The 12,816-nt window shown below is 52.3% G+C and carries 14 protein-coding genes and 1 other annotated feature (1 of these 15 only partly in view); all 14 genes read left to right on the forward strand.

What is annotated here, in order from left to right:
- Window positions 1-30 (forward strand) — a sequence feature (ribosomal protein L21 leader region); it begins 56 nt to the left of the window's first position.
- 14 nt (window positions 31-44) lie between these two features.
- The 14 genes from rplU (at window position 45) to MKX42_RS08465 (ending at window position 12,675) form a co-directional block, all read left to right on the forward strand.
- Window positions 45-356 carry a 50S ribosomal protein L21 gene (gene rplU / locus MKX42_RS08400; protein ID WP_036698983.1) on the forward strand — a complete coding sequence of 104 codons (312 nt, stop codon included), beginning with the start codon at window positions 45-47 and terminating at the stop codon, window positions 354-356.
- Between the two features lie 12 nt (window positions 357-368).
- The gene (locus MKX42_RS08405; RefSeq protein WP_340752109.1) at window positions 369-704 is read left to right on the forward strand and encodes a ribosomal-processing cysteine protease Prp; all 336 of its coding nucleotides are present in this window, start codon (window positions 369-371) and stop codon (window positions 702-704) included.
- A gap of 17 nt (window positions 705-721) precedes the next feature.
- Window positions 722-1,033 (forward strand): 50S ribosomal protein L27, encoded by a 312-nt coding sequence (gene rpmA, locus MKX42_RS08410; RefSeq protein ID WP_020429282.1) that lies wholly within the window; start codon window positions 722-724, stop codon window positions 1,031-1,033.
- A 239-nt stretch (window positions 1,034-1,272) separates the two neighbouring features.
- On the forward strand, window positions 1,273-2,013 hold the full coding sequence (locus MKX42_RS08415) for a Spo0B domain-containing protein (protein ID WP_340752110.1): 741 nt from the start codon (window positions 1,273-1,275) through the stop codon (window positions 2,011-2,013).
- Window positions 2,014-2,028: 15 nt separating this feature from the next.
- Entirely contained in the window at window positions 2,029-3,336 is a 1,308-nt protein-coding gene (obgE, locus tag MKX42_RS08420; protein ID WP_340752111.1) for a GTPase ObgE, read from the forward strand.
- Between the two features lie 213 nt (window positions 3,337-3,549).
- Window positions 3,550-4,725 carry an SPFH domain-containing protein gene (locus MKX42_RS08425; protein ID WP_340752112.1) on the forward strand — a complete coding sequence of 392 codons (1,176 nt, stop codon included), beginning with the start codon at window positions 3,550-3,552 and terminating at the stop codon, window positions 4,723-4,725.
- A gap of 5 nt (window positions 4,726-4,730) precedes the next feature.
- The gene (locus tag MKX42_RS08430; protein ID WP_340752113.1) at window positions 4,731-5,477 is read left to right on the forward strand and encodes a hypothetical protein; all 747 of its coding nucleotides are present in this window, start codon (window positions 4,731-4,733) and stop codon (window positions 5,475-5,477) included.
- 15 nt (window positions 5,478-5,492) lie between these two features.
- The gene (locus MKX42_RS08435) at window positions 5,493-6,248 is read left to right on the forward strand and encodes a hypothetical protein (protein WP_340752114.1); all 756 of its coding nucleotides are present in this window, start codon (window positions 5,493-5,495) and stop codon (window positions 6,246-6,248) included.
- A 147-nt stretch (window positions 6,249-6,395) separates the two neighbouring features.
- The gene (locus tag MKX42_RS08440) at window positions 6,396-6,833 is read left to right on the forward strand and encodes an ACT domain-containing protein (RefSeq protein WP_036698990.1); all 438 of its coding nucleotides are present in this window, start codon (window positions 6,396-6,398) and stop codon (window positions 6,831-6,833) included.
- Between the two features lie 8 nt (window positions 6,834-6,841).
- Entirely contained in the window at window positions 6,842-8,128 is a 1,287-nt protein-coding gene (locus tag MKX42_RS08445) for a homoserine dehydrogenase (RefSeq protein ID WP_340752115.1), read from the forward strand.
- 64 nt (window positions 8,129-8,192) lie between these two features.
- The gene (gene thrB, locus MKX42_RS08450; RefSeq protein ID WP_340752116.1) at window positions 8,193-9,173 is read left to right on the forward strand and encodes a homoserine kinase; all 981 of its coding nucleotides are present in this window, start codon (window positions 8,193-8,195) and stop codon (window positions 9,171-9,173) included.
- Window positions 9,170-10,057 carry a prephenate dehydratase gene (gene pheA, locus MKX42_RS08455; RefSeq protein WP_209877018.1) on the forward strand — a complete coding sequence of 296 codons (888 nt, stop codon included), beginning with the start codon at window positions 9,170-9,172 and terminating at the stop codon, window positions 10,055-10,057. The genes thrB and pheA overlap by 4 nt, the downstream gene beginning before the upstream one ends.
- A gap of 4 nt (window positions 10,058-10,061) precedes the next feature.
- Window positions 10,062-10,943 carry a branched-chain-amino-acid transaminase gene (ilvE, locus tag MKX42_RS08460; RefSeq protein ID WP_340752117.1) on the forward strand — a complete coding sequence of 294 codons (882 nt, stop codon included), beginning with the start codon at window positions 10,062-10,064 and terminating at the stop codon, window positions 10,941-10,943.
- A gap of 214 nt (window positions 10,944-11,157) precedes the next feature.
- Window positions 11,158-12,675: a LysM peptidoglycan-binding domain-containing protein gene (locus MKX42_RS08465; RefSeq protein WP_340752118.1), complete on the forward strand. Its 1,518-nt coding sequence runs from the start codon at window positions 11,158-11,160 to the stop codon at window positions 12,673-12,675.
- Window positions 12,676-12,816: the final 141 nt, after the last annotated feature.

Below are 12,816 nucleotides of genomic sequence, written 5' to 3' on the forward strand. Positions count from 1 at the left end.
CACCTTGACTAGGCGAGTCTGAGACATGAGGAGGTGCAAGTACAATGTATGCAATTATCGAAACTGGCGGTAAACAATACAAAGTCCAAGAGGGCGATGTTTTGTTCATTGAGAAGCTGGAAGCTGAAGACGGCGCAAGCGTAACGTTTGACCGTGTCTTGGCTGTTTCTAACGAAGGTGGTTTGACTGCAGGAACTCCGCTGGTAAGCGGCGCGTCTGTAACAGCCAAAGTCGAGAAACATGGTAAGGGACATAAGGTTGTAGTTTACAAATACAAACCTAAGAAGAACTACCACAAGAAACAAGGCCATCGTCAACCGTACACCAAAGTAACTATCGAGAAGATTCAAGCGTAAGAAGGTGCGTTTATGATTAACGTGCGGATTACACGGGCTTCTGCTCAGGGTGTCATTGTCGGTTTTGCCGTCAAGGGGCATGCGGAATACGCAAGGAATGGCAGGGATATCGTCTGCGCGGGTGTTTCGACGGTTACCGTTGGAACTGTGAATGCGATTGAGAGCCTGACCGGTGTGGTTCTGGATACTTCGATGAAGGATGGATTCTTAAGCGGAACCCTGGTTCCCGTGAATGATCCCGAAGTCTCCGCCAAGGTACAGCTCTTGCTGGAATCTATGGTGCTGATGCTCAAGGATATTGTTAAATCCTACAGGAAATATATTCAGATACAGGAAGTCATCATTTGAAGAAGGAGGTTGACAACATGTTGAAATTGGATCTTCAATTATTCGCATCGAAAAAAGGTGTTGGTTCCACAAAGAACGGACGTGATTCCCATTCTAAGCGTCTTGGCGTGAAACGGGCTGATGGTCAAGCAGTAACCGGCGGCAACATCTTGGTTCGCCAACGCGGAACCAAAATCCACCCGGGCACGAACGTGGGCATCGGTAAAGATGACACACTGTTCGCACTTGTGGACGGCGTAGTGAAGTTCGAACGTTGGGGACGCGACCGCAAAAAAGTGAGCGTGTATCCGGTGGATGTCGCTCCGGTAGCAGCGGCACTGGAAGCGTAAGCTTACGGAACCTATGAAGATGAGAAGCCTCCGGCATCAGTGCCGGGGGCTTTTTTTGAAATTGTTTCGGGGTCCCGCAAAGTACCTAGGTAAGCATCGAAGCTTAAGCCTCACTTTGTGGAGGGATTCTGGTGATTGCGGAGAAAGCCTGTGTTATACTGGGAAATGGTGAATATGAAGCAAGATAAGCAGTGCTTACATTGGAATCAATTTTGCGAACCAAGGGACGGGGAGAAAGAATGAAATCCTGGAAAAGTAAGGTCTGGGCAGTCATGTTATCCGCAGTGTTTCCTTTAGGTCTCGTGTATTGGCAAACCTCCCTTTTCACATGCCTGCTGCTCGGAGTCTGGGTAGCGGGAGTGCTTGCATTCAGCTTTGTTTACAACCGGCGTCAATATGAAGAGGAACTGCGTATACAGGAGAACACTCTGCAGCAGGCGGCAAACCGGACACTGAATCATCATCGTCATGACTGGATGAATGATCTGCAGGTGCTTTACGGATATATCCAGCTGGGCAAGCCTGATAAATCCGTACAATGTGTGGAAAGAATAAAGGAGCGTATTGCGCTCGATAGCCGTATTGCCAAATTGGGAGTACCTTCCCTGGTGTTCTATCTGCAATCCTTCCGTACGTTCAGAAGCAGTCTGGAGCTGGACATACAGGTGGAGGAAGGGCTCCAGCTGGAGGACAAGCTGAGTCCTGAGGCAGGGGCTGAGCTGACTTCGGTCATTATGCAGACGGTCAGGGCGTACCAGTACAGCGGAATAACACAGCATGGAGACACGCGGAAGCTTGAGCTCAGCTTTTCACAGGAGGGAAGGGACATTCTAATCTCTTTCAAAGGTGAGGGAGAGCAAGGTAATCCCGAACTGCTTCAGGGGCAAATTTATAATATAGTACAAGGAAAAATCATGAAGGCGGAGCAGGTTCAGCCTGCCAAGGGTTATTTGGAGCTGCGGTTACCGCTGGAGATGTAAGGAAGGTGAACATTTATGTTCGTAGATAAGGCTAAGGTTTATGTAAAAGGCGGAGACGGCGGAGATGGTCTCGTAGCGTTTCGCCGTGAGAAGTATGTACCGGATGGCGGTCCTGCCGGCGGAGATGGCGGCCGCGGGGGAGATGTAATCTTCCGCGTGGATGAAGGCTTACGGACCTTGATGGATTTCCGTTATCAGCGGCACTTCAAAGCGGATCGGGGAGTTAAGGGACGCAACAAGAGTCAGCACGGGGCCAACGCCGAGCATATGATCGTGCGGATTCCACCTGGAACCGTGTTGATTGATGATGATACCCAGGAGATCCTTGCCGATCTAACCCGCCATGGACAACAGGTTGTAGTGGCCCGTGGCGGCCGGGGCGGCCGGGGGAATACCCGGTTTGCGACGGCGAACAATACGGCGCCGGAGCTTGCTGAGAATGGGGAAGAGGGCCAGGAGCGTTACGTGGTAATGGAGCTTAAGGTCATGGCGGATGTAGGGCTGGTAGGCTTCCCAAGCGTAGGTAAATCTACACTGCTATCGGTCGTATCTGCTGCCCAGCCGAAGATCGGAGCGTACCACTTTACCACCATTACACCGAATCTGGGTGTAGTGGATGTCGGAGACGGCCGCAGCTTTGTAATGGCAGATCTGCCTGGACTGATTGAAGGCGCGAGTGAAGGGGTGGGCCTGGGACATGAGTTCCTGCGCCACGTTGAACGCACGCGTATCATCATTCATGTCGTGGATATGTCCGGCTCGGAAGGCCGCGATCCTTTTGAAGACTGGGTACTCATTAACGATGAGCTGAAGCAGTACAATGCGGCGCTGATTGACCGTCCGCAGATCGTGGCGGCGAACAAGATGGATATGCCTGATTCCGAGGAGAACCTGGCAGCCTTCCGTGAGCGTGTCGCGGAGCTTCGCCCGGATCTTGAGATTATGCCGATCTCTTCACTTACCCGTCAGGGCGTTCAGGAGCTGCTCTACCGTGCTACGGATATTCTTGACAGTATTCCTGTGGCTCCGGTGGTTGAAGAAGTGGCTGGGAAAGAGCGCAAGGTGTATAAGCTGGAAGCGGAAGAGGATAACTCATTCACGATTACCCGTGACAACGAGGCCTTTGTAGTCAACAGTCCGCGGATTGAACGGATGATTAAGAGAATGCAGCTAAGCACTCATGATGCCATTCTTAGGCTGGCCCGTACTTTGCGTCACATGGGTGTGGATGCCGAGCTTCGCAAGCGCGGAGCTGTAGAAGGCACTATTGTGCGGATTGCTGATTTTGAATTCGAATTTGTCGAGAACAGCAGCTACTATTAATAGAGAAGCAAGTATACCGGCTGTATCTTCCGAGAGGGGGATGCGGCCTTTTTTTATTGCTTAACAGGTGGCAAAGCTATTTTTGCTAATAAAGTTTTCTTTATATATCTGGATTAATTTACTACAATCATTATATAAGCGACGTTAAGTTGAATCCAAAGGGTGTAATCTGCGTATATCATACATACCTGTCAGGAAAGAGGGAATGGACAGATGGCAATTATTGAAGTAGTCAAATATGACGGACCTCCGGGTGTCTTCGCCTGGAAGTATCCGAATCAGGAGCTGGGGACCTGGACACAGCTGATTGTAAATGAATCCCAGGAGGCGATTCTGTTCAAGGGCGGGCAGGCGCTGGATTCGTTCACAGCAGGACGCCACACCTTAAGCACAGCGAATATTCCAATTCTGTCGAATGTAGTGAACCTGCCGTTCGGCGGCAAGTCACCGTTCACCGCAGAGATATGGTTTGTGAACAAGCTGAACTCCATGAATGTGAAGTGGGGGACTAGTGCACCGCTGCAGCTACAGGACCCTAAATACAAGATCATGGTAGCTGTTCGCGCCTTCGGACAGTTTGGCGTGCGGATCGAAGATCCCCGCAAATTTCTGCTGAAGCTGGTAGGAACGCTACCGGTCTTCGATCAGGATACGATGATTAATTATTTCCGCGGCCTGCTAATGTCTAATATTACTGAACTTATTTCTTCTTATCTGGTGCACAAAAAAATCAGCATCCTGGAGATCAACGCCTACGTGGTTGAAATCTCCAAGCATATTCAGGGGCGCTTGTCCTCCTCCTTCCTGGATAGCGGCATTGAACTTAATAATTTCTATATTGATTCGATCAATATTCCTGATGATGATCCGGCAACCCAGCGTCTCAAGGAAGCCTTGGCCAAAAAAGCAGAGATGGACATTATCGGCTTCACCTACCAGCAGGAGCGAAGCTTTGATGCCATGGAGGAGGCGGCAGGCAATCCGGGCAATGCAGGCGTGGGCATGATGAATGCGGGGCTGGGGCTTGGCATGGGCTTTGGGCTGGCTGGACCTGCGGCTGAGATAGCCACCCGGATGACCCGGAGCATGTCCCTGGACGGCAGCACGGGCAGCCAGCCGGCACCTGCTGCTTCTAAATCCTGCCCGGCCTGTGGAACCCTTAATCCGGCAGATGCACGCTTCTGTACCGGCTGCGGCCGCAGTCTGCAATCCCCGCCGGCGGTGGAGGATAAGGTATGCCATAGCTGCGGTAAGGCGGTCATCCCAGGTGCCAAATTCTGTCCGCATTGTGGAGAGGGCCTGATCCTGAAGTGTACGGGCTGCGGGCATGAGCTGAAGCCCGGACAGAAATTCTGTCCAGAGTGCGGCACCAGAGCGGCTAACGGGTGAACGGAATGCAGAGGCAGAGGTCATATACGGGTCTAGTTACTGGCATTTATGTTGCTGTTCTGGCAGTTACTGCGGGTACCTTCTTCACGCTTGGATTCTCGGAATCGCTGCTGCGCTTCGTAGTGACTCTACTCGCTGTTGGTATAGCAGAGACTGTGGTTTATGTATATTGCATGCTCTGGCTGCGCCGTGCTCCTGAAGCGAGCAGGACTTCACCGGTATTCATCAGCGGAGCCGTGATTATGGCCCTCTATGTTGCTGCGGTACTTGCTTCGGCTATTCTATTGGACTGGCTTCTGGAGCTGAGTCCGCTCTGGTATGCAGGAGAGCAGCTGCTGATCCTGATTGCAGCTTCCATCGTACTTGTGGCTACAGGGGGATATGGGCGGAATGCCGCATCCGGGGAGCGCAGAGCTGCGGACGCTTCGCGGAGTCTGCGTACTCACATGCAGGAGCTGCAGGAGATCAGAGGGATTGCCGGTACCTGGAAGCATCCTGAGGCGGGCAGGCTGGTGGAGCTGATCAAGGCTCTGGAGGAGAAGTTCCGCTATAGTGACCCGGTATCGAGACCGGGATTGTATGCCACGGAAGACATCATTAGGCAGCAGATCTCTCTGCTGCATGACCATGTGGCGCTGCTGCTTGTCCTGAAGGAGCTGCCGGCCCGCTGGGACACGGAGACAGAGGAATTAACGGAGAGTATTGCCGGCACGCTCCAGCGGCGTAATCTGGAGCTGGCGGCGCTTAAATAGGAGGAATAGACAGCAATGGGGATAGGGAATGAGCTAGGGGGACTGTTGCCGGGCCGGGAAGGACAGCCCTCTGATAGTCTGCCTAAGTATGAGCGGACTACTTTTGATATTGTAACTATCGGCGCCGGGTATTTGTTTATGCCGTTGGGATTTGCGCTTGCGCTGGTACGCATGCTGAGCACCCATTATAAAAATTACCGCAAGCCCGTCAATTTTAGTCTGTTGTTCCATGTATTTGTGGGCGGCTTCGTGCAGTTGATGGGAATTGTCGTCAATTCCATCTTCAGTGAAGTCGCCGTTGATACTGGTACGTTAATTGGAATGTTAATTATGTTCTCATTGATAACGCTTCTGCCTGCGGCCGTATTTGCCAGAAGCGCAGCCAAAGCCAGATTCCGCTTCTCGCAGCTCGCCAATCAGTATGTACATCTGATCACGGTGGAGAGAGTCCGCTATACCGGGAATCTGGCTGACCGCACCGGGCAGAGCGAAGGCGATGTGAACAGAGATCTTATCTATCTGCAGAAGTACGGGGTGCTGGACTCCGGGCTTCTCTTCCATGAAGGAGCGGATGCAGTGCCGCAGGCCCGGGCGGGGCAGGCAGATGCATCTCCCTTCTCGCAGCCTGCAAGGCAGCCGTCCTATCAGCAGCCGAGGCCGCAGCAGCTTCCCAAATCTGTCCGTTGTCCCGGCTGCGGGGCACAGAATACGGTAGCTCCCAACCAATCTACTAGCTGTGATTACTGCGGGACGACCATTGCTTACAGCTGACCGGGTTCTGCAGGTGAAGGCTGTTCCTCCTAGCTAATAGGGGGACAGTCTTTTCCCCATGTTTACAGAAAGTTATTGCAATAAAAGCCTTCAATCCCGTATAATGTCCACTATGTACATACAAAAGTCTTTGGGGTGAGGACGTTCGTGAAAGAACGCTATTATTTGGTCCGGGAGGACATTTTGCCCGATGCGGTGCTGAAGACCATGCAGGTCAAGCAGCTGCTGGAAGCAGGAGATGCCAAAACCGTACACGAGGGCGTGGAACAGGTCGGGCTTAGCCGCAGTGCTTTTTATAAATACAAAGATGGGATACACTTAATTCATCAGCTGGAGCGCGAGCGCATTGTGACGATCTCGATTGATCTGGAGCACGAGTCGGGCATGCTGTCCAAGGTGCTCGGTTCGGTGGCCGTTCACGGGGCGAATGTGCTGACGATCCATCAGAGTATCCCGCTGCAAGGACGGGCGAACGTGGTGATATCTGTCGAGATCTCCCATCTGAATGAAGAGCTGGGCGACTTGCTGGACAGTCTCAAGGCAATTCCCGGTGTGAAGCGTGCGTTAATTATTGGTCAGGGGTGAGAATACGAATGAAGCCGGTTAGAGTAGGTCTGCTGGGTCTGGGTACTGTAGGTACGGGCGTTGTCCGTATTGTGGAAGGAAATCAGGAGGATTTGAGCAGCCAGGTGGGCTCGCCGATCCTGATTGAACGTATTGCCGTGAAGAATACGGAGAAGCCGCGTGATATCGAAGTGGACCCGTCCAAGATTACCGATGATCCCTGGGCCGTTATCCGCGACCCGGAGATTGATGTCATTGTTGAGGTCATGGGTGGGATCGCAGGGACGAAGGAGTACATTCTGGAGGCACTGGAGCGCGGTAAGCATATCGTAACAGCCAATAAGGATCTGATGGCTCTGCACGGCTCGGAGATTCTGGCTAAGGCGCAGGAGAAGCAGTGCGATGTGTTCTATGAGGCGAGTGTGGCGGGAGGCATTCCGATTATCCGCACTCTGATCGAAGGCTTTTCCTCGGATAAGATTATGAAGATTATGGGGATCGTGAACGGGACAACCAACTACATCCTCAGCAAAATGAGCCAGGAAGGCGCGTCTTACGCGGACGCACTGCAGGAAGCGCAGGAGCTGGGGTATGCGGAGTCTGATCCGACCTCCGATGTGGAGGGACTGGATGCAGCCCGCAAGATGGCGATACTGGGCACGCTGGGCTTCCGGACCAATGTGGAGCTGAGCGATGTCAGTGTAAGCGGGATTTCCGGCGTCAGCAAGGAGGATATGGCTTTTGCCAAACGGCTGGGGTACGAGATGAAGCTGCTCGGAATCGCTGAACGCCAGGATGAAGAATTCAGTATTAGCGTTCAGCCGACGATGATCCGTACGAACCACCCGATTGCCTCCGTGAACGGCGTGTTTAATGCGGTATATGTATATGGTGAAGCTGTAGGGGAGACGATGTTCTACGGTGCGGGGGCAGGGGCTATGCCTACGGCAACCTCAATTGTGGCGGATCTGGTGGCGGTCATTAAGAACCTGAAGCTGGGTGTCAATGGCCTTAAGCAGATTGTGCCGTACAAGCAGAAGAAGCTGAAGAGCGACGAGGATATCTATTACAAAAACTTCCTGCTGCTTCATGTCGATGACAAGGCCGGTGTACTGGCGAAGATTACCCAGGTGTTTGCCGAATATGATGTCAGTCTGGATTCCGTAGTGCAGCAGGCGAATCCTAATAATCCTGACGCCGAAATTATCATTGTCACCCATAATGCCAGCAGAGCCAGTATGAACAAAGTGCTGCGCCACCTGGAGCAACTGAATGTCATTCACCGTATCAAAAGCCATTACCGTGTAGAAGGCTAACAATCGCAGACGTCCATGGAACACAGGACTTGCGCGCAAATATAATGAAGGAGATTTACCCGCCATGAGTATTTACGGAAGGTCTAGAGTGAAGGTCCCTGCGAGTACCGCCAATCTCGGTCCGGGCTTCGATACGCTGGGCATGGCTCTGTCGCTGTATGCCTGGATTGAAATGGAGGAAGCTGCTGAAACGGTGTTTCATCTGTATGGAGATGAGATGGCTGGAGTTCCCCGGGATAAAAGCAATCTGCTCTACAAGGTTGCGCAAATGGTATTTGCAGAGGCTGGGGTCCAGGTTCCGGAGTTGTCCATCTCCATGTATTCGGAAATCCCGCTGACCCGCGGGCTTGGCAGCAGTGCTACGGCCATTATTGGCGCGTTGGCTGCGGCGAATGCTATGATAGGTTCACCGCTGAGTCAGGCGAAGCTGTTCGATATGGCTACAGCAATCGAGAAGCATCCCGACAATGTCGGAGCCTCGCTGTTCGGGGGAATTATTACGGCCGTATGGGACGGCGAGCATGCCGATTATATCCGGATCGAGCCGCCGCAGGAGCTGGAATTCCTGGTGGTCATTCCTGAATTCGAGCTGGAGACCGTCAAGGCCAGAGAGGCGCTGCCTGCGGAGATTACCATGAGCGATGCGGTTCATAATATCAGCCGCACCTCGCTGCTTACCGCAGCGTTAGCCGCAGGGCGGCTGGACCTGATTGGCACAGCGATGCAGGACCGGCTGCATCAGCCTTACCGCGCACCGCTGGTGCCGGGGATGGAGAAGCTGCTGGCTGAAGCTCCGGGCCACGGCGCGCTGGGGATTGCGCTTAGCGGTGCAGGCCCGACTCTGTTATGTATGGTGGACCGCAGCGAGCAGCGGAAGCAGGAGCTGGAGCTGTTTTTGAAAGAGACCATGCAGGAGAACGGAATCTCTGCCCGTACCTTATGGCTGCCTCCTTGCACCACTGGTGTCACGGCAGAGCTGCTTGAAAGAAACGGGATGCAAAACGAATCATTTTTGGATATGATAAAAGGAGAATTACAGCCATGAAATCAATAGCGTTATTGCCCCAGGGCTCCGTCTCGCATGAAGCGCTGCTGCATTTATTTGGCGGTAACCCTGTTCAACTGGAGCATCATAAGCTCATATCCGATGTTTTTCTGTCCACGGCCGGCGGAGTTACCGATTACAGTGTCATTCCGATTGAGAACACGATAGAAGGCTCGGTCAGCCTGCATATCGACTGGCTCATTAATGAAGTGAACCTGCCGATGCAGGCGGAGTGGATTTTCCCGTCGATACAGAATCTGATCAGCTGTCCGCAGGAATTCACGAAGGAGAACGGGGACAAGGATTATACGAAGATTGTCAAGATTCTGTCCCATCCGGTGGCTATGGCGCAATGCACGCAGTTCATCCGTAAGGCTATGCCCTGGGCTGAGCTGGAGTCTGTGGGAAGCACCTCTGAAGCGGTGGAGATTGTAAAAGGCAATCCCGGCAAAGGCTGGGCTGCCATCGGTACCGCGCTTGGAGCCGCTACGCACGGACTCGAGGTTGTCGAGCGCCAGATTACAGACCATAATAACAATTACACGCGGTTTGTCCTGGTGGGCCCGCAGAAGCTGGAGCTTCCGCAGAAGAGCAGTGGAGACAAGACGAGTATTCTTGTTACGCTGCCCGAGGATTTCCCTGGTGCCCTGCATCAGGTGTTGGCTGCTTTTGCCTGGCGTAAGCTGAACTTGTCCCGTATTGAATCACGGCCGACGAAGAAGAAGCTGGGTACTTATTATTTCTATATTGATGTGCTGGAACCGATAGAATCGGTACTGCTCCCGGGTGCGATCGAAGAGATCAAAGCCTTGGGCTGTCAGGTACGGATTCTGGGTTCCTATCCCACATACACCTATGAGGAAGAGAAAGCGGAGGTGCAGTAAGTTCATGGCTGAGCAATGGATCTATCTGGATGGACAACATGTAACGAAGGACAAGGCAATGGTGTCCGTATTCGATCACGGTTTTTTATATGGAGACGGAATCTTTGAAGGTATCCGTATTTATAACGGCAATATCTTCAAGTGTAAGGAGCATCTGGACAGGCTGTATGATTCGGCAAAGTCGATTATGCTGGACATTCCGCTGACCTATGATGAGATGCTGGAGGCTATGGCTGAGACAATCCGCCTGAACGACATGCGGGACGGTTACATCCGGCTGATTGTATCACGCGGTCCCGGCAACCTGGGTCTTGATCCGCGCCGCTGCCCCAAAGCAAGTGTAATCATCATTGTGGAGCAGCTCGCTATCTACCCGGAGCAGGCTTATATGAATGGACTTCGTGCCGTTTCGGTCTCCCAGCGCCGCAATCTCCCGGATGCCCTGAATCCTAAGATCAAATCGCTGAACTATCTGAACAATATTTTGGTGAAGATTCAGTCGAATCTGGCGGAAGCCGATGAAGCGATCATGATGAACGCTCAGGGCTATGTAACCGAAGGCTCCGGCGATAATATCTTCATTATCAAAAGAGGCGTAGTCTATACACCGCCTTGTTACCTGGGCGCCCTGGAGGGAATCACCCGTCTGGCGATCATTGAGCTGTGTGAGAAGCTGGGACTGCCGCTGAAGGAAGAGCCGTTCACCATGCATGATGTCTATATTGCCGATGAAGTCTTCTTCACCGGAACAGCGGCTGAAGTTATTGCTGCCCGTGAGATCGACGGCAGAGTCATCGGTTCCGGCCAGGCCGGGCCGATTACCCTGCAATTGCTGGAAGAATTCCGCAATGTGGTTGATAAAGACGGTTATAAGGTTTGGGAATAGTACAGTAATTTCGCGGAAGCGAATAGAGAAAAATCCTTTCATGCCAAGCATGGAAGGATTTTTTTTGCATATAGGGATGTCATTCGCCCATGGGCTGCATAAGATGTAGTAACGAAGGAGGCGGCTGTACCGCAACTACCGAATCTGGAGGGCTATCATCCCTGAACCGGGGTGCAGTGCCGATCAATAGATACTTTTAGGAGGTAAATGCTGCGTGAAAATACACATTGTTAAGCAAGGTGATTCGCTGTTTGCGTTATCACAGAAGTATGGAGTGCCGCTGCAAAAAATAATCGAGGCCAATCCGCAAATCACCAATCCAGATGTGCTTGCGGTTGGAGACAAGGTTAAGATCCCGGCTGCGCCCGTGGCTCTGCCTGTTCCGGACAACAACGATATCTACTATAAGCACACAGTCAAGCAAGGCGATACCTTATGGAAGCTCTCCAAGGCTTGGGGCATTACACTCAAGGATATGATTGATGCCAACCCGCAGCTTAAGAACCCTAACGCACTGATGACAGGTGAAGTCGTGAATATCCCTAAGAAGGTTAGTACTTCTCCAATCCAGGCCCAATCCATCGATCCGGTAAAAGCTAATACGACCCCGATTCAGGTTCAGTCAACCGCACCGGCAGTGGTCGATAAAACGGCGATTGGCGGTAAAACCTACACTGGTGTCATCGAAAAGCCGGCTCCCGCACCAGCGCCAGTTCCTGCACCTGCTTCAGAAGCAGTCCCTATTCCGTTGGCGGTTCCTGCACCTAACAAAGCGCCGGAAGTCAAGCCGGTTCAGGAAGCCGTCTATGAGAAACAAAGCTTGTATGTGCAAATCTCTGTTCCCGCGCAGGAAGAGAAAACCAAAGAAGTGCATCATAAGTCAGAGGTTCAGCCTGCCGCCTGGGATGAGGGTAAAACCTCGCCCTGGGGAAAGAGCGATGGCTATCCCGGCCTTAGCGAGAATCCGTATTTCATGAATTATGCACCCGTGTATCCCGTATATGAGCCAATGACCAATATGGATATGAACAATATGAATAACGCTCCGGGTTATGTTCAGCCTGCAGCGTATATGCCGGATTGCCCGCCGTTCTATGCTCAGCCGGTTAATCCTTGTCCGCCTGGACAATATCCCGGAGGATGGTATCCTAATGCAGCGCCTGATTATAACAATGTGAATATGTCTGCAGTCAGTCCTGTCAGTGACAATGCTGCGTTTGCTCCGCAGTACCAGAGCGAGCAGGTTAACCTTCCATGGCCTTCCTGCGGGTGCGGCGCAATGTCGATTCAGCCCTATCCTTATGAGCAGCCGATGTATAACGGGTATCCGGTATACGGCATGCCGCAGATGGGGATGGCTTCTCCTTATGCCGGAGGAATGAATGGCATGCCTAACGCGGTGTCACCGATGTATGAACAGCCTATGGTATCGAACATTCCGCCATATCCGGCTTATCCGGGTATGGAGAACTTCGCCCACAACCGCGTACCCGAGATTCAGATTCCTGAGCCTGTAGTGGAGGAAGCGGAGGAACTGCCGGATAAGGGGCGCACTGAAGCCACAGCAGCAAAGGATACAAAACCAGAGAAATCCAAACCGGCAGCGGCAAAAGCGAAAACCTCCAGCCAGGGTGCTGCCGCCAAGGATAAGGCCCACGCCAAGCCGCGTTCAAACTCAAGTGGACGATCAAGTACTGCTAAGAAGAATCAGACTCCTTGGATTCCGAATTAAGAGGGTAGTCCTTTAGGAGAGAGTTGCACATGCTGGTCCTGCTAGATAGGAGGGCCGGCATGTGCTTTTCGGGCACGGTTATGCAGGTACATAGGCTTGTATAGGATATCTATGAAAGGCTATAGTACTATTCAATAAATG

The sequence above is a fragment of the Paenibacillus sp. FSL R7-0204 genome (assembly GCF_038002225.1).
In the GTDB taxonomy this organism is placed as follows: Bacteria; Bacillota; Bacilli; order Paenibacillales; family Paenibacillaceae; genus Paenibacillus_AQ.

Excerpts from the sequence above, each read along its gene's own strand:
- rplU (WP_036698983.1), top strand. The coding sequence starts at position 45 with ATGTATGCAATTATCGAAACTGGCGGTAAACAATACAAAGTCCAAGAG.
- MKX42_RS08405 (WP_340752109.1), top strand. The coding sequence starts at position 369 with ATGATTAACGTGCGGATTACACGGGCTTCTGCTCAGGGTGTCATTGTC.
- rpmA (WP_020429282.1), top strand. The coding sequence starts at position 722 with ATGTTGAAATTGGATCTTCAATTATTCGCATCGAAAAAAGGTGTTGGT.
- MKX42_RS08415 (WP_340752110.1), top strand. The coding sequence starts at position 1,273 with ATGAAATCCTGGAAAAGTAAGGTCTGGGCAGTCATGTTATCCGCAGTG.
- obgE (WP_340752111.1), top strand. The coding sequence starts at position 2,029 with ATGTTCGTAGATAAGGCTAAGGTTTATGTAAAAGGCGGAGACGGCGGA.
- MKX42_RS08425 (WP_340752112.1), top strand. The coding sequence starts at position 3,550 with ATGGCAATTATTGAAGTAGTCAAATATGACGGACCTCCGGGTGTCTTC.
- MKX42_RS08430 (WP_340752113.1), top strand. The coding sequence starts at position 4,731 with ATGCAGAGGCAGAGGTCATATACGGGTCTAGTTACTGGCATTTATGTT.
- MKX42_RS08435 (WP_340752114.1), top strand. The coding sequence starts at position 5,493 with ATGGGGATAGGGAATGAGCTAGGGGGACTGTTGCCGGGCCGGGAAGGA.
- MKX42_RS08445 (WP_340752115.1), top strand. The coding sequence starts at position 6,842 with ATGAAGCCGGTTAGAGTAGGTCTGCTGGGTCTGGGTACTGTAGGTACG.
- thrB (WP_340752116.1), top strand. The coding sequence starts at position 8,193 with ATGAGTATTTACGGAAGGTCTAGAGTGAAGGTCCCTGCGAGTACCGCC.
- pheA (WP_209877018.1), top strand. The coding sequence starts at position 9,170 with ATGAAATCAATAGCGTTATTGCCCCAGGGCTCCGTCTCGCATGAAGCG.
- ilvE (WP_340752117.1), top strand. The coding sequence starts at position 10,062 with ATGGCTGAGCAATGGATCTATCTGGATGGACAACATGTAACGAAGGAC.